We start from the raw sequence: 21,791 nt of genomic DNA, 5'->3' as shown, positions 1-21,791 counted from the left end.
CGCGCTCAGTCCTTGCGGTAAAGGCTGCCTAGCGGCTTTTTCATCAGGCTCTCCCGCAGCGAAGGACGTGTCTCTGATGGAGGCGGGCCACTTTGTGCCTGCATCTGGAAGCCGACTTTGCGCAATTCGTTGACAGCGCTGGTATCCGTTGCCGTTGCGGGCGACAGTTGCGTTAGGGTTGTGCGTCCGGGCAGCATGTCGGGGCGGTAAGGTTCGTATCCCTCTATCGCCGCCGTCCCCAGTTCGCGTTTCCAGCGATCGACGTCGTCCGCTTCTCTAGGGGCTGACATCGGTTCCTGCATATCGGAGAAGGCCGCTTCGACGCTTTGCTGGAAGCCGGTGATGACCGGTTTGGCTACCGCGCGCATGCGGCTGACGATGGTGTTCAGATCGACTGTATCGGGCGTTTCGTGGGGCGTATGGCTGACTGCGCCGTTCGCCTTCGGCAATTTTGCCGTGGAGACGCGGTCGAAGCGCATGCGCATCGGTACGCCCACCGCCTCGCCAAAGGCGATTGCCTCGCCATTGCCGATGGACGAGAGGAAACTGGTGGTCGAGGTTGAGGCGTTCGGTACGGCGGACAGAATGATCTTCTGGTCGATCTCGTTCGTCAGCCGCATGGCAAAAACGGTCGAGCATTGTGACAGGATGGTCTGGTCCAGCTCACTCGGACGCTGGCTGATGACGCCAAGCGAAATACCGTATTTGCGGCCTTCCTTGGCGATCTGCGCGATCGCCTGCCGGGTCGGGAAAAATCCGCGCTCAGGGTCTGCCGGAACATAACGGTGCGCTTCTTCGCAGACGACAAGCATATGCAGCGAGCCGCGCGCCAGCACCGCGAGTTCGAAGGACATGCGGCAAAGGACGGAGACGACCGAGTTCACTACTTCCGAGGGGATACCGGACAGCTGGAAAACCGAAATCGGCTTGCCTTCTCCTGGAATACGGAAGATATGCGCCACCGTTTCCAGAATGGTGTCGCTGATCGTATTGCTGGAGAACATGAAGTTATAGCGCGTATCGTTGATGGCCGAGAGGATGCGGCCCTTGAGGGATCGCAGGGTCGGCTTTTCGCCGCGCCCTTCCAGCCGCCCGATGCGCTCGTCGATGAGGGCGAGAATATCGGCCATGCGGTAAGGCACCGGCGTATCGGGCGTGATCGCGCTCTTGTCGGACGTGCGGCGAACGGCGGAGCCATCTGTGCCGCGAAATGCCTTTTTCGCCTCCGGAATGATGTCGCGAAGGACATCCATCTCTTCCGGTACGGGCTTGCGTCCGCGGAAAATCACTTCCGCGAATTCTTCAAGGCGCATCAGCCAGAAGGGAAGGTCGAGCGTGTCGGTGTCGATGACGACAGAATGATCGGGAAAGGCGGCCGCAAATTCATTGTGCGGATCGAGAATGAGGACACGCAGCTTCGGGTCCGTCTCGATCGCCTTGTTCAGAAGAAGGGAGACGGCGGTGGTTTTGCCCACGCCCGTCGAGCCGACGACGGCGAAATGTTTCGCCAGCATCTGCTGGATGTTGATGGCCGCGCCAATCGTGTCGTCCTGCGTCAGCTTACCAATGACGCATGTGTCTCGCTTGCCGCTGTCATAGATCTTGGAAAGGTCTCCCGTGCGGATGCGATGCGCGACCGCGCCCAGGTAGGGGTAACGGGAAATGCCGGTGGAAAAACGTTCGCTGCCATCTTCGGTGCGGTAGACTTCGCCAACGAGTTCCACGTCGATCAGCAGCCGGTTCGGCTTGTCCGACGACCAGTGTTCTTCGCCCGTGCGCATGGCATATACCAGTGCGGCGACACGGCTCGTTCCCATTTCGATCGAGATCAGGCGTCCGACGGACCAGAGCTGCGCGACATCGGTTGAGCCGATTTCCGTTTCTGCGGCGATTGTCGCATGGGCGCCATCACAGGCGATGACGCGGCCGAGCATGCGGTTAGCCGGCTGCTGGCCGGATCGCCGTTCGTTTTCGTCCATGCGGGACGCTCTATGAAACTCGTCACTATTCACGTCTTATCCCGGTACATGCGGATGATCGCGGTGGTTCGGGCATTATCTGCATCTTTGATTGTAAAAGATTATATTTAACAACCTGTGTATCTGTTGCGTTCGAAAATTTCGTCCATGGTGCCTTACGGGTAATAAAAGAAGCCGACGCCGATTTTTTCCGCAATATGCGTTGACGACTGGCGCTTTTCTGGCTAACACTCCGGCCCATGAAAAATCTTAACGTACTTATCGTGGTGGGACGGCGCATGGGCAGGATGGTGTAACCATCCGGCGAAAGCACCCATGCGCTGAACGAGGCTCCTCTAGGGGCCTTTTTTTATGTCTTCAAACAGGCCCTCGGGCTCCTCGATATCCAAAGCCAAAGCGGGATGGAAACAGGCAATGACGGATAAGGATAATACGGAAAACAGCAATAGCATGACAGGTGCGGAGATTGTTCTGAAGGCGCTGAAGGACAACGGCGTCGAGCACATCTTCGGTTATCCTGGTGGTGCCGTGCTTCCGATCTACGACGAGATTTTCCAGCAGGAAGACATTCAGCATATTCTCGTACGTCACGAGCAGGGTGCCGGCCATGCTGCCGAAGGTTATGCCCGCTCCACCGGCAAGGTCGGTGTCATGCTCGTTACCTCCGGTCCCGGCGCCACCAATGCGGTCACCCCGCTGCAGGATGCGCTGATGGATTCCATTCCGCTCGTCTGCCTCTCCGGCCAGGTTCCGACATCGCTGATCGGCTCCGACGCATTTCAGGAATGCGATACCGTCGGCATTACGCGCCCCTGCACCAAGCACAACTGGCTGGTAAAGGACGTCAACGAACTGGCGGGCATCATCCATGAGGCCTTCCGCATCGCACAGACTGGTCGTCCCGGCCCCGTCGTTGTCGATATTCCGAAGGACATCCAGTTCGCCACCGGCACCTATACGCCGCCTTCCGCCGCCATTCAGCAGAAGAGCTACAAGCCGAAGGTTCAGGGCGATCTCAACGCCATTCACGCGGCCATCGAATTGATGTCTAAGGCAAAGAAGCCGGTTTTCTACACCGGTGGTGGCGTCATCAACTCCGGCCCGGAAGCGACACGGCTGCTGCGCGAACTGGTAGAGCTGACCGGTTTCCCGATCACCTCGACGCTGATGGGTCTCGGCGCCTATCCGGCTTCCGGCAAGAACTGGCTCGGCATGCTGGGCATGCACGGTTCGTACGAAGCCAATATGACAATGCATGATTGCGACGTGCTGGTCTGCATCGGCGCACGTTTCGACGACCGTATTACCGGGCGCCTGAATGCGTTTTCGCCGAATTCCAAGAAGATTCACGTCGATATCGATCCGTCTTCGATCAACAAGACCGTGCGCGTCGACGTTCCGATCATTGGCGACGTCAGCCATGTTCTGGAAGATATGGTTCGCCTGTGGCGCGCTTTGCCGAAGAAGCCGGAAAAAGCGCAGACCGCGGACTGGTGGCTGCAGATCGAGCGCTGGCGCGCCCGCAACTCCTTCGCCTACAAGAATTCCAACGATGTCATCATGCCGCAATATGCATTGCAGCGTCTTTACGAGGCATCGAAGGGGCGCGAGACTTTCATCACCACCGAAGTTGGCCAGCACCAGATGTGGGCGGCGCAGTTCTTCGGCTTCGAGGAGCCGAACCACTGGATGACCTCGGGCGGTCTCGGTACCATGGGATACGGCCTGCCGGCAGCTATCGGCGTGCAGGTCGCGCATCCGGAAGCGCTGGTTATCGACATTGCCGGTGATGCCTCGATCCAGATGTGCATTCAGGAAATGTCCTGCGCCATCCAGTACGGTCTGCCGGTGAAGATTTTCATCCTCAACAACCAGTATATGGGCATGGTGCGGCAGTGGCAGCAGTTGCTGCACGGCAACCGCCTGTCCAACTCCTATACCGAAGCCATGCCTGACTTCGTCAAACTGGCGGAAGCCTATGGCGCGGTTGGCATGTATTGCGACGATCCGAAGGAACTGGACGACAAGATCGCCGAGATGATTGCGGTCAACAGGCCGGTCATCTTCGATTGCCGCGTTGCCAATCTCGCCAATTGCTTCCCGATGATCCCATCTGGTAAAGCCCATAACGAGATGCTGTTGCCGGATGAGGCGACGGATGAAGCTGTTGCCAACGCCATCGATGCCAAGGGCCGTCAGCTAGTCTGAGCCGGGAGAGGAAAAGGATATGAACGCACACCTACAACCCACCGGCTCCGCCTATTTCATCCAGAAGGAAACGGCTGCCGTCGAAAATCACACGCTGTCGGTTCTCGTCAGCAACGAGCCGGGCGTTCTCGCCCGGGTCATCGGCCTGTTTTCCGGCCGGGGTTACAACATCGAAAGCCTGACGGTTTCGGAAACCGAGCATGAGGCGCATCTGTCGCGCATCACGATCGTAACGCGCGGCACGCCGATCGTGCTGGAGCAGATCAAGGCGCAGCTGGAACGCATCGTTCCTGTGCACCGGGTGCTCGATCTCACCGTTCGCGCCCGCGAACTCGGGCAGGAACGGCCGATCGAGCGTGAAGTAGCGCTGATCAAGGTCGCCGGTTCGGGTGAAGCCCGCGCCGAGACGCTTCGTCTTGCGGATGCGTTTCAGGCCAAGGTGGTGGACGCGACAGTCGAGCATTTCATCTTCGAAATCACCGGCAAGTCGTCCAAGATCGACCAGTTCGTGGCCATCATCAAACCGCTCGGCCTGATCGAGATCTGCCGCACGGGTATCGCAGCCATGAACCGCGGTTCGCAGGGGATGTGATCCTCCGCCTTTCGAATATCCTTGTAATACCAAGCCCGCGGTTCGCCGCGGGTTTTTTTATGGGCTGCGCTCCGGCGAATTGATATTCAACCATATGGTTGACTTTTTAATCTGGTGGCCTATATTCAACAACATGGTTGAATTATCTGTTCCACATCTCGACACTGTCTTTCATGCCCTTGGCGATGCGACGCGGCGCACGATGCTGCGCGATCTATCCCGTGGCGAGCGAACGGTGAGCCAGCTGGCCGAGCCGTTCGACATATCGCTGGCTGCGGCATCCAAGCACATCAAGGCGCTGGAAAACGCCGGGCTTATCCGCCGTGAGGTAAGGGGGCGTACCCATGTCTGCCGCCTTGCGCCGGAACGGTTGGCAGAGGCGCATGAATGGCTGGATTTCTACCGGCAGTTCTGGAACAGCCGCCTCGATATTCTTGAGCAGATGCTCAGGGAGGATGATCAGGGAAAATCCCCTGCAGATGGAGGAAATGACAATGGCTGATATTGCAATGCCTGACGCCTATGGCCGGCTCGTCGAGCCGACAACACTGAAGATAGAACGGCTCCTGCCGGGACCAATCGAGCGGGTCTGGGCCTATCTGACACAGAGCGAACTTCGCCGCCGGTGGCTGGCGTCCGGCGAGATGCGGCTCGCGCCCGACGCACCATTTGAACTCGTCTGGCGCAACGACGAGCTTTCCGACCCGCCGGGCAGCCGCCCGGAAGGTTTTTCCGAAGAGAACAGGATGACCTCACGCATCATCACCGTCGTTGCGCCGCACCGCCTTGTCTTCACCTGGGGTGAGAGCGCAGAGGTGTCGATCGAGCTTCAGGCTCTGGGGAAGGATGTGCTTCTGACACTCGTTCACCGCCGGCTTGCGGATCGCACGACCAAGCTCAATGTCAGCGCCGGCTGGCATGCGCATCTCGACATTCTCGCCGCCCGTCTTCAGGAAAAGGAACCGGGGCCTTTCTGGGATAGCTGGCTGGGGCTGAAAGAGGAATATGAGCGCCGCATACCGTAACTGGGTGCAGCATGTCTGGGAGACTGACGGCGCGGTTCGCTGCGCCGTTATTGAATTGAAATGGTGCAGCCCAAAGCATCAGTTCGCAGGGCTCACACTTCGATTCAATTGCTTGAGTGCCTGATTCCGAAAAACATTTTAATGCTTTGTTAAATCACAGCATTTCCAGCGCCGTCTTGCGTGTCGGTGGTGGGAAGGCGGCATCCAGTGCGGCCCAGTCCTCATCGGTGATTTCGAGATCGGTGGCACCTCGGTTCTCCTCCACCCGTGCGGCGCTGGCGGATTTTGGAATGGCGATGACGCCTTCTCTTTCCAGAAGAAAGGCCAGTGCCAGTTGCGCAGGCGTAGCCTGATAGGCCTTGGCGATGCGGATGAGTTCGTGGTTGTTGAGGATGCGCCCCTGTTCGATTGGCGAATAGGCCATCAGCGGCACGCTGTGCCACTGACACCAGGGCAGAAGCGAAAATTCCGGTCCACGCCGGGAGAGATTGTAGAGCACCTGATTGACGGCGCAATTCTTACCGTCGGGAACAGCGAAAAGCTCCTCCATGTCGTCGGTGTCGAAATTCGAGACGCCCCAGTCGCCGATCTTGCCGGCTTTTTTCAGCTTTTCGAAAGCGGCCACCGTTTCTTCCAGCGGGTGATCACCACGCCAATGCAGCAGATAGAGATCGAGCCGGTCGGTGCCGAGCCTTGCGAGGCTGCGCTCGCAGGCCTCAATCGTGCCTCGGGCGCTGGCGTTCCAGGGATAGACCTTGCTGACCAGAAACACCTCGTCGCGCCGGCCGGCAATCGCCGTGCCCACCACCTCTTCGGATCGGCCGTCTGCATACATTTCGGCCGTGTCGATCAGCGTCATGCCGAGATCGATCGCCTTGCGAATGCTCTCGACTTCCTGCGGAGCCGATGATCTCATCTCGCCCATGTTCCAGGTGCCGAGGCCAAGGGCTGGTATCTCTTTTCCGGATGGCAGGGTGACGGAAGGAATGTCGTCATACATCGGTTCGCTCCAGCGGTTGTTGACGGAGAATAGCCCTTTGTTCCGACTTCTCAAACCCGGCATGGAAAGGATCGATCCATCAAAAAATTTGACTACGCCTATCGGTTGATCGGACTGGTTTGATGGTGGTTCGGCGGATAGTGTCTTTTCACAGGAGAGATCATGACTGTCGAAACCCTCGTTGCGCTGGTGCTGTTTGCCTTCACAACCTCCATTACGCCCGGCCCGAACAATATGATGCTTTTTGCCTCCGGCGTGAATTTCGGTTTCCGCCGCACGATCCCGCATATGCTGGGCATCGGGGCGGGGTTCCTGTCATTGCTGATCGGCGTCGGATTTGGGCTTGGCGCGCTGCTACACTCCGTGCCCTTGCTCTATACCGCGCTGAAATTCGCGGGCGGACTTTATCTCGTCTGGATCGCGTGGAAGATCGGCACGTCCCGCAGCCTGAACGAGGGTGCTGCCGCATCGGTGCCGATGAGCTTTCTTGCCGCCGCAGCCTTTCAGTGGGTCAATCCCAAGGCTTGGGTAATGGCCGTGACCGCGATGGCGACCTATACGGATGAGGGGCAATATCTCGTCACCGTTTTGATCGTCGGCGTGGTTTTCGCCGCCGTCAATCTTCCCAGCGTTTCGACCTGGGCGGGCTTCGGTTCGGCCCTGCGTGACTGGCTTTCCGTTCCTGTGCGGCTCAAATGGTTCAACATCACCATGGCCGTCCTTCTCGTCGTCAGCCTCTGGCCGATGTTGAAATAGGTGTTCTCCCTTCGTCATCCCTGTGCCTGTCGCATGGATGTGGGGTGGGGGTATGGGTTATTCTACGCAGGGAACTGGCGGTAACATTCCTCCGCGATCTTCTGCACCTCGGCGCGCGTCAGCTCGGCAGAAACCGCATAGCCCAGTTCGTTGTCGATCCAGTAAAAGGTCTCGACGCCATCGGCGCTCGCCATGCGGAAGCTGGTGGTGCGGTTTTCCTCGTTGTGGCCGACCAGCACCGTTACCCGGCGGCCGGTCTTGTCCTGATACATCAGCATCGCCCCTGGCTTGCCGCTGACGGGGATCAGGCGCCCGCCGACGAGATCATATCCGATCTTGGAAAGATCGGGGATGGCGAAGGGATAACCGAGCCTTTTGCCGAGCCATGTTGCAAGGTGCTGCTGCTGTTCGGCTCCAACTTCAACGGGGTGGCGCACCTCGCTTGCATAGATGAGATAGGCCGATTTCGCCTGCGCGGGAATGTCAGTCGTCAACGACGCCAGAACCACGTCCTGCGGCGTGGCGAGCGGCGGCGGCACAAGCCTTCCGGCTGCCGCACCCGCCGCGAAGATCAGCAACACAGCTGCCGTTCGCAGAAGAACCGGTTTCAGCCGCCACGCGGGCGCGTGTTTTCTTTCGGCAAGCATCGCGGTGTCGTGCGGATGTTCGGCGGCATAGGCGGCGAATGCGGCTCGCAGGGTTTCAGCCTGTTTTTTCCAGTCTTCCACACGCTCCCGCTCCTGCGGCCTTTCGGTCAGCCAGGCCTCGACAGCCGCGCGGTCGTCGTCGGACAAAAGCCCGTCGACATAAGCGTGCAGATCGTCTTCGGTAATGGCATCGGGCCTTTTCATCGTGGTCTCCGCAGGGGAATGATATTGTCCGCCGCCAGGTGCTGGCGCAGGGTTTCGCGGGCGCGGGAAAGTCTGGACATGACGGTACCCACCGGGATCGACAATGTCTCGGCTGCCTCCTGATAGCTATAGCCTTCCACCGTCACCAGCATCAGCACCGCCCGCATCTCTGGCGAAAGCAGCCCGAGCGCGACGTGCAGCCTATCGTTTTCCAGCGTGTCGCCGAGTGTGTCGGCAACGGCCAGGCTCTCATGGCCGTCGAGACTTTCGGACGGGTGACGTTTCGCGGCGCGGTGGCGGTTGCGATAAAGATTCGTCATTATCGCATAAGCCCATGATTTCAAAGCCGTTCCGTGCCATTGCCTCTTGTTGGTCAGCGCCTTTTCCACGCAGTCCTGCAAAAGGTCCTCGCCATCGGCGTCGGAGCGGGAAAGGCTGCGGGAATAACGCCGCAGCATGGGTATCAGCGCCAGCATCTCCGCCTCGAAGGAGCCGGCTGCGGGGGAGAGGCTCCCCCGCGTCTTGCCATTCATGCCATCATGGTTTTGCGGCATCCCATACACCGTTCATACCGTCGCCGGTTGCATCGCCTTTTTTCATGTCCTTGGCCCAGTAGTAGAGCGGCATGCCGTCCTTTGCCCACTGCATCTTGCCGTCCTTGCGCGTCACAAGAGAATAGGCGCCTTCGGCCTTGTCGCCAGTGGCCGCGAAGAACGGCGGCCAGTTGGTGGCGCACTTGTCATAACAATTGGATACGCCCTTCTTGTCGTTCTTGAAAGTGTAGAGCGTCATGCCTTTTTCGCCCGCGAGCACATTGCCTTTGGCGGTCTTGACCGTCTCGACCGCGGGTGCCGCATAGGCCGTTCCGGCAAAAGCCAGAACGAGGGCGGGAACGATAAAGCGGATTTTCATGGACATATCCTCCTTGGTTCGGGCGGCTTCTGCCGCCAGCACATCAAAAGACACCGCAGGTCACTGCTTTATTCCCTCCGCCGGTGCGATTTTTAAACTTATCCGTTGAGCTAAGTTTTTCGCTGTGATAGTTAGTCTTATGGATAACTATTCAGTGCCACTTGACGATATCTTCCAGTCCCTTGCCGATCCGACACGACGGGCCGTGCTTTTGCGGTTGGGCAGCGGGGATGCGAGCGTCGGCACGCTTGCCGAACCTTTCGCCATGGCCCTGCCGTCGTTCATGAAACATATCCGCCAGCTGGAAGGAGCGGGGTTGATCGTGACGCGCAAGCAGGGCCGGGTGCGGTTCTGCTCGCTGGAGAAACAACGGTTTTCAATGATCGAGGGCTGGCTTTCGCAACAGCATGCCATCTGGGAAGGCCGGACGGACCGGCTTGAACAGTTCGTCATGGCGCAACAGGACAGAACCTCCGATAAAGGGGAGAATGACAAATGACCGACACTTTCAATCCCGATCTCGATCTGAAGATTTCAAGGATCATCAGGGCGCCGCGCCATCTGGTCTGGAACGCCTGGGTCGACAAAAACAGCCTCGAACAGTGGTGGGTGCCGCATCCCGGCAAATGCCGTGTCGAGAAAATGGAGCTTTTCCCCGGCGGCGCTTTCGAGACCCGCTACAGCGAAGACGGGAAGGCATTTGGCGATCACATAAGCGGTTGTTTCCTGGCGGTGGATCATGAGGAGCGTCTGGTCTTCACCGACGCGTTGACGGCAGGCTTTCGCCCGTCCGCGCGCCCATTCCTCACCGCGGTGATGAGTTTTCGCGATCATCCTGAAGGCATGGAGTATGTGGCCTATGCCATGCATAGAAACCCTGGGGATCGCGACAAGCACGCGGAGATGGGATTTTTCGACGGCTGGAACACGGTTGCCGAGCAACTGGCGCAGCTTGTCGAAAGACAGGCGGTCAATTGAGGCGCATCAACCGAACAGGGCAATATCCGGCTTGGTCAACATCAGCCAGATGATGCCGAGCACTGCGAAGAAAGCCGGAAAACCGCAGGCAAACCAGATGCGGTAGAGACGGAACCATTGCTGCGGCAGGGCCTCTCCGGTTGCGGCGCAATCGCGGGCGATATCGCGTAGCTTGATCTGGATCCACACCACCGGCAGCCAGAAAATGCCGGTGAAGACATAAAGGCAGAGCGAAAGGGCGATCCAGCCTTCGCTCAGCGGCCAGCCGATGATGCGCGCCAGAAAATAACCGGTGACCGGCTGGATGATCGCCGCCGTGGCGGTAAAGATGGTGTCGGCGATGACGACCGTGCCCGAAACATGGGCGATCAGCGCCGGGTTTGCCGTCCGCCGCGCCATCACCATAAAAAACGCTATGCCAGCCCCGGTGCCGAACAACACGGTTGCGCCGATGACATGGGCGAGCCGCAGAAGGTCTTCAGGTGTCATCAGCGTTCATCCAGTGTGGCAAGGGTGACAAGTGTCAGGGCGATGGAGGGCAGGACCTTGACGAGGGGGCCGAGCGGATCGAGCCACAGACCCGGCTCCAGCAGACTGCCACCAGTCAGATAGGCGGCGGTGACCAGGAGCATGGCGATGAGCGCTTTTCTGGCAAGTGGTCTTATCACGACGGTGATGCCCAGGGCGATATCGATGAGGCAGGATGCGAGTGTGAGGGTGACGGCCGGCACTTGCGGCATGAAGGGCAGGAAATGCGCCGCCGAGCTGTTGATATCAAGCAGCGGGACGAGGCCGGACAATAGCCAGAACAGCGACAGGCAGAGAATGAGGACGGGTTTGAGCAGATATGATCTGGCAAACCACAGGTCCTGCACGCCGGAAGGGTAAGCTGCCAGCGTGTCCCTCAAGCTCTTGAGCGATGTCGTCGCTTTTGGCGCGCTGTTCTCCGTCACGATACCTTCCGACATCACTGTCATGGCGGTTGAGCGCAACGGCGACCGCCAGCCGAGCTTTCCCGCAATATCCGCCGTGAGGGCGACGGGGCGCATGAAGGCAGCCGGAAGATTTAGCGCGGGAGCAGGGGCGAGGCCGAGCCATTGCCGGTGCGCAGCGACCACGCCTTGCAATGTCAGCGTTTCGTTTGCTGCCAGCTCGATATCGCTACCTGACGGGATTTCGCCATCTATTGCTGCGCTGACTGCCAACGCGACATCTTCGACTGCGACGGTCTGTACTGGCATATTGCCGTTTACGAGCGGTACAGCGAAGGGGAAGCTTGCAAGCGCGCGCACGAGTGCTGTGCCGCCATGGGCGTTGCGCCCGACAACCAGTGCGGGGCGGAGAATGACAAAGCGCAGACCGCTTGCGGCAAGTGCTATATCGGCTCGGCGTTTGGTGGCGAGGAAGGGCAGTTGGGAAGCGGCTCCGGAAGTGCGGGCCGATATCTGGATCACAAGCTTGCCGCCCGCATTTACCGCTGCCCGGTAGAGCGCCAGCATCGCTTTTTCCTGCGTCGCGGCAAGATCATCCGACAGGCCGTCCTGAAGCGCACCTGCGCAATTGACGATGGCGTCATGGTCGCTAACGAGTGCCGCCCAGTCGGCAGCGCTGGTCATACGCGAGAGATCGGCGGGAACCCAGCTGGCGAAAGGCCATTTATCTTTAGCTCGCGCAATGATGCGAGCCAGCCCAGTAACGGTATGACCTTTGCCGTGAAGGCTGCGGATCACTTCGGAACCGATGAAACCCGTTGCGCCCAGAATCAATATCTTCATGCGCCGCATGATACCCGCCATGGTTTAAAAACCAGCCGTGTTTTATTGCCGCATTCTGATGGTGTGATTCATCTTTCGTTCTTTTTCTGTTGCGCACGGTGCTCGAATCCTGCGATGAGGGCGCATGTTATTTTCACCGCAACAGGACGAAGCGCTCAAGGCTGTTTCCCGCTGGCTGAAGGAAGGCCGGACGCCGGTTTTTCGGTTGTTCGGTTATGCCGGAACCGGAAAGACAACGCTTGCCAAACATTTCGCGGAAAATGTCGATGGCGAAGTGCTGTTTGCGGCCTTCACCGGCAAGGCGGCGCAGGTGCTGCGCTCGCGCGGGGCGACCAATGCCCGCACCATCCATTCGCTGATCTACCGCCCGCGCGGCGAAGAGACCGTGGAAGACGAGGAGACCGGCAAGACCTCGGTCGCGCCAATGTTTTCCATCAACCGCCAGAGCCCGCTCGCCAAGGCGGCACTCATCATCATCGATGAATGTTCGATGGTGGATGAGCAGCTCGGCAAGGATCTGATGAGCTTCGGCACGCCTATCCTGGTGCTCGGCGATCCCGGGCAGTTGCCGCCGGTTTCAGGCGGTGGCTTCTTCACGGAGCAGGAGCCGGATTACCTGCTCTCCGAAATTCATCGGCAGGCCAAGGACAATCCCATCATCCATCTTGCCATGGATGTGCGGGAAGGCCGCGAGATCATGCGTGGCGATTACGGTGCCGCGCAGGTGATTTCCAAGTCCGAGGTGACACAGTCGCTCGTGCTCGATGCCGATCAGGTGCTCGTCGGCACAAATCGCACGCGCCGCCGCTATAACCAGCGGCTTCGCGAGCTGAAGGGATTTACGGCCGATTATCCGCAATCCGGCGACAAGCTGGTTTGCTTGAGGAACGATCCCGCCAAGGGCCTGCTGAACGGCTCTCTCTGGCAGGTCATGAGTTCGTCGCGCGAGACGGTGAAACCCGGCATCAACCTGATGATCCGGCCTGAAGACGACGATATGGATCGCGGCGCGGCCAAGATCAAATTGCTGAAGGCGGCTTTCGAGGATGTGGAAACGGAAATTCCGTGGACCACTCGCAAGCGTTATGACGAGTTCGATTTCGGCTATGCGCTGACCGTGCACAAGGCGCAGGGTTCGCAGTGGAACAATGTGGTTCTCTTTGACGAGAGCTATGCCTTCCGCGATTCGCGCGAGCGGTGGCTTTACACCGCCATCACCCGCGCCGCAGAAACACTCACAATCGTTCGCTGAGATAGAGCATTTCCGGTGAATAGCGGGACACCTTCAATGCTCCAATTCTTTTGTCTGTGCATTGTCCGGACGGAAAACCGCTGTGCAGTTTTCGTGGAAATGCTTTGTCAGGCGCGGATGACGCCCAGCAGAACCGCTTTGGCAACCGCCTGAAAGCGGTTGCTGGCACTGAACTTGCCGATGATCTTCGCCTCCAGTTCGTTGAGGTCGTTACCTGAAAGGCCGAGAGCGCGCGCGAGCCTTACCGGTGAGTACCCCTCCGCCATCAGTTCCAGGCATTTTCGCTCGTTGTCTGTCAGCGCGATATCCTTGCCCGGTCCCCGCTCAGCGGCGTCGAGGCCATCAGTATCGTTATCGGTGGCGAGCAGTTCCTCGATCTGCTGGGCCTGGCGCTGAAGCGTGGAGCGTTCTGCGGTCAGTTCTCTTTTTCGCTGCCGCAGCGCGGAGTGGAATATCTCGTCCGCTTCTTCCTGCGAGAGAGAGCGGGCAAGTTTTTCCATGATGTCTGTAATGGCTGCGACGGAAATGCCGACTTCGCGACAGACATTTATCACCGCCATGCGTTGCACGTTGCGGTGGGAATAAACCCGCATCTGGCCGATGCGTTTTGAGGTCAGCAGCGCCTTTTCTTCGTAAAAATGCAGGGTCCGGTGCGTTACGCCGAAAATGTTGGCCATGTCGGCGATGGGAACCGGTTCGGCGGGCAGGGAGGAGGGCAGGCTTATATCCGGTAAAAAGCTGCTGATCCTTAGATTGGGTTTGTCCTCGTCGCCGTGTTCAAACGGCATCCTGCCATTCTGCATCGTTTCCCCCTTCGCGCGTTTTGACAGTGTGCCTGCTTTTTATGGCATTCGTTACTTGTTCCCCACCGCAGACCTGTCTTCTGATCAAGACATTTTGCCGATGCTGCATGAGAACCGTAACCTGTATTGCCTGCTTTCGTTCCCGTATCCTTAAAAAATTTTATCGGCCTCCTTGCGGTCGGCGTCAACCTGCGTGAAACAGGATGTCAATTCCGAACCGGAGCCTCGATGTCATGCCCGCAAAACTTTCCGTCAATCTGAACGCAATTGCCATGCTGCGCAACCGTCGCGATCTCCCATGGCCGGATGTCGCGCATTTCGGGCATATTGCACTCGCTGCGGGTGCTAGCGGGCTGACTGTACACCCTCGACCGGACCAGCGCCATATCCGCTTTTCGGACCTGCCGGTGCTGCGTGCGCTCATCGATGACAGTTTCCCAAGTGCGGAATTCAACATCGAAGGTTATCCGACGGAGGATTTTCTAGTTCTGTGCGAACAGACCCAGCCTGAGCAGGTGACGCTGGTGCCCGACGATCCGTCGCAGGCGACATCAGACCATGGCTGGGATTTCCGCAAGCACGCGGTTTTCCTGAGAGAAGCCGTTGGGCGCCTGAAGGCTGGCGGTATGCGGGTTTCGCTTTTTGCCGATGGTGACGGCGAGCGCGAAGCGGTGGAGCTGGCGGCTGAGACGGGTGCTACCCGCATCGAGCTCTATACCGGTCCCTATGGCGGCTGTTTTGACGATCCGCAAAAGGGTGACGCGCTTCTGGAAAAACTCGGACAGACGGCGGACTACGCCGCAGCGCTCGGGCTTGCCGTCAATGCCGGGCACGACCTGACTGTAGCAAACCTGCCCAAGCTTATGAAACGTATACCTTATCTTGCAGAGGTCTCCATCGGTCACGGGTTGACGGCGGATGCGCTGGAATATGGCATGGCTGAAACAGTCCGGCGTTTTTGTCGCGCCTGCGGTCAGGCTATTTCATAACCAAAGTCAATTTTTTTGCCTATAATCTGCTTGCGCATGCTCCGTGCGCGAGCTTTTAAAGGCAGAGACACATGCAAGAACATCACGTTGTCGTCGTGGGTGGAGGCTTCGGCGGCTTACAAATGGTACACGGGCTGGAGGGGGCCCCTGTCCGCATCACATTGATTGACCGCCGCAACCATCATCTATTTCAGCCATTGCTTTATCAGGTTGCGACGACGGCTCTTGCGACATCCGAAATCGCCTGGCCGATCCGCCATCTTTACCGCGACCGCAAGGAAGTGACGACGCTGCTTGCGGAAGTGAACGGCGTAGACCGTGACGCCCGCACCGTGCATCTGAGTTCCGGTCAGGTCATCGGCTTCGATACGCTGGTGCTGGCCACCGGCGCCCGTCATGCCTATTTCGGCCGTGACGAATGGGAGCGTGCCGCTCCCGGCCTCAAGACGCTCGAGGATGCAACGACGATCCGCCGCCGCCTGCTTCTGGCTTTCGAGCGTGCGGAACTTGCCAGCAGCGAAGACGAACGGCAGGCGCAACTGACCTTCGTCATCATCGGGGCAGGCCCGACGGGCGTGGAAATGGCGGGCATGATCGCCGAGCTTGCCCACAAGGCGCTGCCGCCGGAATTCCGCAATGTGGATACCAGAAAGAGCCGCGTGCTGCTTGTCGAGGCAGGTCCGCGCGTTCTGCCGGTTTTCACGGACGATCTTTCGGCCTATGCCAAGCAGGCGCTTGAAAAGCTCGGCGTCGAGGTTCTGCTCGGCACACCGGTGACGGCCTGCACCGATGAGGGCGTGACGGTGGGTGAGACCTTTTATCCGTGCCGCACGGTGGTCTGGGCTGCTGGCGTGCAGGCGTCTCCCGCTGCAAAGTGGCTGAATGCTGCTGCCGACAGGGCGGGACGCGCTATCGTCGGGCCGCATCTGAATCTGGAAGACGACCCCAATATCTTCGTCATCGGCGATACGGCCGCCGTCAATCAGGAAAACGGCAAACCGGTGCCGGGCATTGCGCCTGCAGCCAAGCAGCAGGGCGCCCATGTGGCAAAGGTCATCAATGCGCGGCTATCCGGAGAGCCGGAGCCCGCGCCGTTCCGCTACAGCCATCAGGGTAATCTGGCGACAATCGGCAAACGCGCGGCGGTGATCGATTTCGGCAGGTTCAAGCTCAAGGGCGTGCTTGCATGGTGGATCTGGGGGCTTGCCCATATCTATTTCCTGATCGGAACGCGCTCGCGGCTGGCCGTGGCGTGGAGCTGGCTGTGGATTTACCTCAGCGGCCAGCACAGCGCGCGGCTGATCACCCAGAAAGAGACGTTGAAGGACGAGGCCTGAGGGCAGGGCGGGTAAAGGAAAGCGCGGGAAGCATTGGCTTCCCGCGCTTGCTTATGGTCAGTGCGCCAAACCATTCCTCCGTCACGCCGTATTAAGTGCGGGGTTACGGAGTGCGGATGTGGCGAGCTTGTGCCAATCCAAGGCTCAAGCGTCGAGCGATGCCATGTCGATGACGAAGCGGTAGCGAACGTCGCTCTTCAGCACCCGCTCATAGGCTTCGTTGACATCCTGGATGTTGATCGTTTCGATCTCCGAGACGATGTCATGCTCACCGCAGAAATCCAGCATTTCCTGGGTTTCCTTGATCGAGCCGATCATCGAGCCGGAGAGGCTCTTCGCACCGATGATGAGCGAGAAGGCGTGGACCGGGATCGCATGTTCCGGTGCACCGACCACGACCATGCTGCCCTTGGGCTTCAGGAGGCCGAGATAGGCGTTCCAGTCGATTGCGACACCTGCCGTGCAGATGATCAGGTCGAAGGTGCCGGCCAGCTTTTCGAAGGTCGAGGCGTCGCTGGTGGCGTAATATTCCTTCGCGCCGAGCTTCAGTCCGTCTTCCTTCTTCGACAGGGTCTGGGAAAGAACTGTGACATCCGCGCCCATGGCAGCGCCGAGCTTGACGCCCATGTGGCCAAGACCACCCATGCCGACGATTGCGACCTTCTGACCGGGACCGGCGTTCCAGCGGCGCAGCGGCGAGTAGAGCGTGATGCCTGCGCATAGAAGCGGCGCGGAAGCGTCGAGCGGCAGGTTGTCCGGGATCGACAGGACATAACCTTCCTTGACGACGATCGAGTCGGAATAACCGCCATGGGTGGCTGTCTTCGTATTTGGATCGACATCGTTGTAGGTCTGGACGAGGCCGGGCATGTAGTGTTCGTTGTCGAGGTCGCGGGTGGCGCAGCCGACGCAGGAATCGACGAAACAGCCAACGCCGACATGATCGCCGACCTTGAATTTCGTGACCTTGGAGCCGACGGCCTTCACGACACCGGCAATCTCATGGCCGGGAACGATCGGGAAGACGGCATTCTTCCATTCGTTGCGGACGGTGTGGATGTCCGAGTGGCAGATGCCGGCATATTTGATATCGATGACAACGTCGTCATCGTTAGGCTCGCGGCGTTCGAAGGTGAACGGGGTAAGCGGCTTCGACGCATCGGTCGCAGCATAACCTCTTGCAATGGCCATCTGAATATCCTTTCGGGAGTTGGGGACGGCGGAATATGCAATGGAAGGGTGCCGGGGCGTTAGAGCGATCCTCCGAGCTTCTTGCACGATCCTGCAAAAAATTGCGGTGGGCTATTTGCGGAAACTGGCCCGGCTTTCTAGATAATGCAAACAGACACGCTGCTTCCTTCCCTAAAGGGTTTCCCAGATGACCATGCCGTTCAATCTCTATCAGGAGATCGCCTCCATCGCCGCACGGCATGCCACCCGGGATGGCGAGGTCCAGACGGCAATCGAAACCCTCGGCATCAGCCGCCGGTCCACACCCAGCGCGCCGTGCCACGGCAGCTATCGTCCCTGCTTGGCAATGGTGATCCAGGGGTCGAAAAGCGTTCAGCTGGGAACGGACACCATCAATTACGGGGCCGGCGACTATCTTCTGACCTCGCTCGACCTGCCGGTTGCCTGGCGTGTGGTGGAAGCGAGCGAGGAAGTACCGCATTTTTGCATCGGGCTTGCGATCGATAGCGAAAAGCTGCTCGACCTTATGAGCCGCATGCCGATCGAGCGGCCTCAGGAGCCGGTGAGCGGCCAGCGCGGCATCGTGGTGAACGCCGCCACACCGGAGCTGCTTGATGCGGCCATCCGGCTGATGCGCCTGCTTGACCGCCCGGCGGACATTGCGGCCATGGCGCCGCTGATCGAGCAGGAAATCCTCTATCGAATCCTGACCGGACCAGCGGGTGGGCAGCTGATGAACATCGTCGCTGCCGGAAGCCACGGCAATCGGATTGCCCGCGCCATCGCCTGGCTGCGCGAGAATTTCGCGCGCCAGCTGCGTATCGAGGAACTTGCGGAGCATATCGGCATGAGCGTGTCGTCTTTCCATCACCATTTCAAGACGATCACGGCCATGACCCCCATTCAGTACCAGAAGCAGTTGCGGCTGCATGAGGCGCGCCGGCTGATGCTGCTGGAGCGCCTGGATGCAGGCACGGCCGGCCATCGTGTCGGTTACCAGAGCCCTTCGCAGTTCAGCCGGGAATACAGCCGCTTTTACGGGATGTCGCCCTCACGCGACGTCGACGCCTCGCGTGAGATAAGCGCGGCCGGATAAAGCGGCATTATGGTGCGGCGCATTCTGCTTCCGCATCGCGTCAATTCGTACATCACTGCGAAGAAAGCGCTTGACGGGCAAGCTGCCTCCGCTTAAATGGCGCTCGAACCGTACCGTACGGTACATTAATCGAGCCTCTGGAGTGGAAATAAGTGGCCTCCGACCCGATCACAGCGCAGGAATTTTCGCCGCGCCAGAACGCCGTTCTGGATCAGGCATTGCGTCTTCTGGTCGAGGGTGGCGAGAAAGCGCTGACGACCTCTGGTCTTGCGCGTGCGGCCAACTGTTCCAAGGAAAGCCTCTACAAATGGTTTGGCGACCGGGACGGCCTGCTGGCTGCGATGATCACCTTCCAGCAAAGCAAGGTTCGCACCTTCGAGAAGGCGGGCGACCGCGTGTCTGCGCCGCAGCTTGCCGATCATCTCGAGGTTTTCGCACATGATCTGCTTGATGTGCTGGCGGGCGATGTGTCGCTGGCGCTCAACCGTCTGGCGATAGGGCAGGCGAGCCGTGATGGTTCCAAGCTTGGCGATCTTCTTCTGGAACGTGGCCGTCGCCAGATCGACCGCCGCGCCCGCGGGTTGATCGAGGCGGGTCGCCGTTCGGGTTACCTGCGTTTCGATGACGCCGAAGAGGCGTATCGCAGTTTTTACGGCCTCATCGTTTCGGATCTGCATGTGCGCATGCTGCTGGGCGAGGCGCCTGACAAGGATTTTTCCGCTCGGGCAAAGAAGGCGGTGGTCGCCTTTCTAACACTCTACGGCACGGAAAAGGTACATTCGGAACTGGGCGGCAAGGTCGCCTGAGGTTCCGGTTCACACAGAGACAAGCATTAGGGAAGGACCATAAAATGCGCGTTTATTATGATCGTGATGCGGATCTCAATCTCATCAAGTCCAAGAATGTCGTCATCGTCGGCTACGGTTCCCAGGGCCGCGCCCATGCGCTGAACCTCAAGGATTCCGGCGCCAAGAACGTCGTCATTGCTCTGAAGGCCGGTTCGCCGACCGTCAAGAAGGCGGAAGCCGACGGCTTCAAGGTCATGACCGTTGCCGAAGCCGCCAAGTGGGGCGACCTTTTGATGATGGCGACGCCTGACGAATTGCAGGCCGACATCTACAAGGCTGACATTGCCGGCAACATCCGTGACGGTGCGGCGATTGCTTTCGCACACGGCCTCAACGTTCACTTCGGCCTCATCGAGCCGAAGGCTTCGCTCGACGTCGTCATGATCGCACCGAAGGGCCCCGGCCACACGGTTCGCGGCGAATACCAGAAGGGCGGCGGCGTTCCCTGCCTCGTTGCCGTTCACCAGAACGCTTCCGGCAACGCACTTGAACTCGCTCTCTCCTACGCCTGCGGCGTTGGCGGCGGCCGTTCTGGCATCATCGAAACCAACTTCAAGGAAGAGTGCGAAACCGACCTCTTCGGCGAACAGGTCGTTCTGTGCGGCGGTCTCGTAGAACTCATCCGCGCCGGTTTCGAAACCCTGGTCGAAGCCGGTTACGCACCGGAAATGGCCTATTTCGAATGCCTGCACGAAGTGAAGCTGATCGTTGACCTGATCTATGAAGGCGGCATCGCCAACATGAACTACTCGATCTCCAACACGGCCGAGTGGGGCGAATACGTCACCGGTCCTCGCATCATCACCGCTGACACCAAGGCTGAAATGAAGCGCGTTCTTCACGACATCCAGACCGGCAAGTTCACGACCGAGTGGATGCAGGAATGGAAGGCTGGCGGCGCACGCTTCAAGGGCATCCGTCGCAACAACGACGCCCACCAGATCGAAGAAGTCGGCGCAAAGCTGCGCGGCATGATGCCCTGGATCGGCAAGAACAAGCTGGTCGACAAGGCTGTCAACTAAGCTTCATTGCTTTACAGAATATTGGAAGGCCGGGGCGAGAGCTCCGGCCTTTCTGCATTGGGCTTGGCTAGGATCACACGATGGCGTCGGCTTCCTCGATAATGACCGATACGGGAAAGTGATCGGAGAAACCACCGAGATTGACGTTTTTGACTGCATCGCCTTTCGACAGGCCGAAGCGGATCGGCCCCTCATTCTTGCTGTGGCTGACCATGGCGGCAATGGCTTCAATTTTCGCGGTTTCCTCGCGCACCGCGAAGCCGCTGCTCCCGGTCAGAAGCGATCTTGAGACGAGGATCTGGTCGAAGATATTGGCGTCGCCGTTGAAATAGAGCGTGCCATAGATCGTTCTTGCCGTACCGACTGAATCCACTACCTGCTGGCGCAGGTAGTTCCAGGTGAGATTGTAGAACATTGCCGATTGCGAGCTTTCGACATCGTCGCGCTCGCGGGTGGAATTGGCGTGATAGCGCAGCGATGCATCGGAAGGGTCGTCGTTGAAATCGCCGAAGGCGACGACGGCGATGTCGTTACCTTTCTCTTCCCTGATCCGCTGGTGCCAGTAGCCAAGCGTCTCACCGGCGGTCATGCGAAAACCGGCGCTTTCCACCGCGCCGCCGGAGCGCGACGGCCAGTGATTGGAAAGGGCGATAAGCTGGCGTCCGCCCTTGGTGATGAAGGTGCATTGGGTAATGTCGCGCGTACCGGTGCGGCGCATCACGAAATGGCTGAAAATCTCGGTTTCGTTGATCAGTAGCTTCTTGCTGTCATAGATGAAGGCCGTATCGATGCCGCGCTGGTCCTTGCTGGAATCTGCATGCACCACACGGTAGGCGCGCTCGGGCATGAGGTCGTTCAGATGTTCCGCAAGCGTCTCCAGAACGAAACGGTTCTCGACTTCGCACACGCCGAGCAGATCCGGCCCGGCGCCGCCGATCTGTCTTATGATCAAACCGAGTTGCCTGAGCTTGGTCTTGAACAGATCTTCGGTCCAGCCTTTGAGATCGTTCTTCAGCCGCTCGGCAATCCAAGGTTCGCGCGCTGGATAACCCTCCGGCGCAAACAGGTTTTCGACATTCCAGAACGCCAGGACATATTGGGTCATGATACCTCACACCTCCGGTTGGTTTTACAAAACCTAGTGGAAGTTTTTGCCACAACAACTTGAAATTGTTAT

Annotated in this window: 23 protein-coding genes; 13 read left to right on the top strand and 10 right to left on the bottom strand. The window is 59.0% G+C overall.

Annotated elements, in window-relative coordinates; genetic code table 11:
* Positions 1-5: 5 nt before the first annotated feature.
* On the bottom strand, positions 6-2,012 hold the full coding sequence (locus ACQZ6D_RS04785; RefSeq protein WP_083211491.1) for an ATP-binding protein: 2,007 nt from the start codon (positions 2,010-2,012) through the stop codon (positions 6-8).
* Positions 2,013-2,393: 381 nt separating this feature from the next.
* On the opposite strand from ACQZ6D_RS04785, the gene ACQZ6D_RS04780 reads away from it, so the two are divergent.
* From ACQZ6D_RS04780 to ACQZ6D_RS04765, 4 genes are all read left to right on the top strand, one after another.
* Positions 2,394-4,187: an acetolactate synthase 3 large subunit gene (locus ACQZ6D_RS04780; RefSeq protein WP_013636474.1), complete on the top strand. Its 1,794-nt coding sequence runs from the start codon at positions 2,394-2,396 to the stop codon at positions 4,185-4,187.
* Between the two features lie 19 nt (positions 4,188-4,206).
* Complete coding sequence (ilvN, locus tag ACQZ6D_RS04775) at positions 4,207-4,779, top strand: acetolactate synthase small subunit (protein WP_003513099.1); 573 nt, start codon at positions 4,207-4,209, stop codon at positions 4,777-4,779.
* Between the two features lie 133 nt (positions 4,780-4,912).
* Entirely contained in the window at positions 4,913-5,281 is a 369-nt protein-coding gene (locus ACQZ6D_RS04770; protein WP_003513097.1) for an ArsR/SmtB family transcription factor, read from the top strand.
* On the top strand, positions 5,274-5,804 hold the full coding sequence (locus ACQZ6D_RS04765) for an SRPBCC family protein (protein ID WP_003513094.1): 531 nt from the start codon (positions 5,274-5,276) through the stop codon (positions 5,802-5,804). Before ACQZ6D_RS04770 ends, ACQZ6D_RS04765 begins: the two co-directional genes overlap by 8 nt.
* Before the next feature lie 154 nt (positions 5,805-5,958).
* Here the strand turns inward: ACQZ6D_RS04765 and ACQZ6D_RS04760 are convergent, their stop codons facing one another.
* On the bottom strand, positions 5,959-6,804 hold the full coding sequence (locus tag ACQZ6D_RS04760; RefSeq protein WP_065702372.1) for an aldo/keto reductase: 846 nt from the start codon (positions 6,802-6,804) through the stop codon (positions 5,959-5,961).
* 162 nt (positions 6,805-6,966) lie between these two features.
* On the opposite strand from ACQZ6D_RS04760, the gene ACQZ6D_RS04755 reads away from it, so the two are divergent.
* A complete protein-coding gene (locus ACQZ6D_RS04755; protein WP_065702373.1) occupies positions 6,967-7,560 on the top strand; it encodes a LysE family translocator in 594 nt (197 codons plus the stop codon).
* A gap of 62 nt (positions 7,561-7,622) precedes the next feature.
* Here the strand turns inward: ACQZ6D_RS04755 and ACQZ6D_RS04750 are convergent, their stop codons facing one another.
* The 3 genes from ACQZ6D_RS04750 to ACQZ6D_RS04740 are packed head-to-tail and all read right to left on the bottom strand — an operon-like array spanning position 7,623 to position 9,329.
* Positions 7,623-8,411, bottom strand: coding sequence for an anti-sigma factor family protein (locus ACQZ6D_RS04750; protein ID WP_065702374.1), 789 nt, complete (start codon positions 8,409-8,411; stop codon positions 7,623-7,625).
* Complete coding sequence (locus ACQZ6D_RS04745; protein ID WP_003513086.1) at positions 8,408-8,965, bottom strand: RNA polymerase sigma factor; 558 nt, start codon at positions 8,963-8,965, stop codon at positions 8,408-8,410. The genes ACQZ6D_RS04750 and ACQZ6D_RS04745 overlap by 4 nt, the downstream gene beginning before the upstream one ends.
* The gene (locus ACQZ6D_RS04740) at positions 8,949-9,329 is read right to left on the bottom strand and encodes a COG4315 family predicted lipoprotein (RefSeq protein WP_075807749.1); all 381 of its coding nucleotides are present in this window, start codon (positions 9,327-9,329) and stop codon (positions 8,949-8,951) included. The genes ACQZ6D_RS04745 and ACQZ6D_RS04740 overlap by 17 nt, the downstream gene beginning before the upstream one ends.
* A gap of 133 nt (positions 9,330-9,462) precedes the next feature.
* Here ACQZ6D_RS04740 and ACQZ6D_RS04735 point away from each other — a divergent pair, with 133 nt between their 5' ends.
* Entirely contained in the window at positions 9,463-9,822 is a 360-nt protein-coding gene (locus tag ACQZ6D_RS04735; protein WP_025593992.1) for an ArsR/SmtB family transcription factor, read from the top strand.
* Positions 9,819-10,301 (top strand): SRPBCC family protein, encoded by a 483-nt coding sequence (locus tag ACQZ6D_RS04730; protein WP_065702376.1) that lies wholly within the window; start codon positions 9,819-9,821, stop codon positions 10,299-10,301. The genes ACQZ6D_RS04735 and ACQZ6D_RS04730 overlap by 4 nt, the downstream gene beginning before the upstream one ends.
* 6 nt (positions 10,302-10,307) lie before the next feature.
* On the opposite strand, the gene ACQZ6D_RS04725 is transcribed toward ACQZ6D_RS04730, so the two are convergent.
* Both ACQZ6D_RS04725 and ACQZ6D_RS04720 read right to left on the bottom strand, forming a co-directional pair.
* Positions 10,308-10,790 (bottom strand): DUF2269 family protein, encoded by a 483-nt coding sequence (locus ACQZ6D_RS04725; RefSeq protein WP_065702377.1) that lies wholly within the window; start codon positions 10,788-10,790, stop codon positions 10,308-10,310.
* Positions 10,790-12,076, bottom strand: coding sequence for an SDR family oxidoreductase (locus ACQZ6D_RS04720; protein WP_065702535.1), 1,287 nt, complete (start codon positions 12,074-12,076; stop codon positions 10,790-10,792). The genes ACQZ6D_RS04725 and ACQZ6D_RS04720 overlap by 1 nt, the downstream gene beginning before the upstream one ends.
* Before the next feature lie 124 nt (positions 12,077-12,200).
* Here ACQZ6D_RS04720 and ACQZ6D_RS04715 point away from each other — a divergent pair, with 124 nt between their 5' ends.
* Entirely contained in the window at positions 12,201-13,328 is a 1,128-nt protein-coding gene (locus tag ACQZ6D_RS04715) for an ATP-dependent DNA helicase (protein ID WP_003513075.1), read from the top strand.
* Positions 13,329-13,435: 107 nt separating this feature from the next.
* Here the strand turns inward: ACQZ6D_RS04715 and ACQZ6D_RS04710 are convergent, their stop codons facing one another.
* The gene (locus ACQZ6D_RS04710) at positions 13,436-14,131 is read right to left on the bottom strand and encodes a MerR family transcriptional regulator (RefSeq protein ID WP_448729629.1); all 696 of its coding nucleotides are present in this window, start codon (positions 14,129-14,131) and stop codon (positions 13,436-13,438) included.
* A gap of 233 nt (positions 14,132-14,364) precedes the next feature.
* Between ACQZ6D_RS04710 and ACQZ6D_RS04705 the strand changes: the two genes are divergently transcribed.
* A complete protein-coding gene (locus ACQZ6D_RS04705; RefSeq protein ID WP_065702536.1) occupies positions 14,365-15,120 on the top strand; it encodes a pyridoxine 5'-phosphate synthase in 756 nt (251 codons plus the stop codon).
* 71 nt (positions 15,121-15,191) lie between these two features.
* Complete coding sequence (locus tag ACQZ6D_RS04700; RefSeq protein ID WP_065702378.1) at positions 15,192-16,457, top strand: NAD(P)/FAD-dependent oxidoreductase; 1,266 nt, start codon at positions 15,192-15,194, stop codon at positions 16,455-16,457.
* A gap of 144 nt (positions 16,458-16,601) precedes the next feature.
* Here ACQZ6D_RS04700 and ACQZ6D_RS04695 read toward each other — a convergent pair whose 3' ends face one another.
* Positions 16,602-17,648: an NAD(P)-dependent alcohol dehydrogenase gene (locus ACQZ6D_RS04695; RefSeq protein ID WP_003513067.1), complete on the bottom strand. Its 1,047-nt coding sequence runs from the start codon at positions 17,646-17,648 to the stop codon at positions 16,602-16,604.
* Between the two features lie 187 nt (positions 17,649-17,835).
* Between ACQZ6D_RS04695 and ACQZ6D_RS04690 the strand changes: the two genes are divergently transcribed.
* From ACQZ6D_RS04690 to ilvC, 3 genes are all read left to right on the top strand, one after another.
* The gene (locus ACQZ6D_RS04690) at positions 17,836-18,744 is read left to right on the top strand and encodes an AraC family transcriptional regulator (protein ID WP_019565330.1); all 909 of its coding nucleotides are present in this window, start codon (positions 17,836-17,838) and stop codon (positions 18,742-18,744) included.
* Positions 18,745-18,896: 152 nt separating this feature from the next.
* Positions 18,897-19,550 carry a TetR/AcrR family transcriptional regulator gene (locus tag ACQZ6D_RS04685; protein WP_003513063.1) on the top strand — a complete coding sequence of 218 codons (654 nt, stop codon included), beginning with the start codon at positions 18,897-18,899 and terminating at the stop codon, positions 19,548-19,550.
* Positions 19,551-19,594: 44 nt separating this feature from the next.
* Positions 19,595-20,614, top strand: coding sequence for a ketol-acid reductoisomerase (ilvC, locus tag ACQZ6D_RS04680; RefSeq protein ID WP_003507583.1), 1,020 nt, complete (start codon positions 19,595-19,597; stop codon positions 20,612-20,614).
* Between the two features lie 73 nt (positions 20,615-20,687).
* Here ilvC and ACQZ6D_RS04675 read toward each other — a convergent pair whose 3' ends face one another.
* Entirely contained in the window at positions 20,688-21,719 is a 1,032-nt protein-coding gene (locus ACQZ6D_RS04675) for an endonuclease/exonuclease/phosphatase family protein (RefSeq protein WP_019565331.1), read from the bottom strand.
* Positions 21,720-21,791 lie beyond the last annotated feature (72 nt).

The organism is Agrobacterium sp. 22-3639C2 (assembly GCF_053522105.1).
This window is presented reverse-complemented; position numbering and strand designations above follow the sequence as displayed.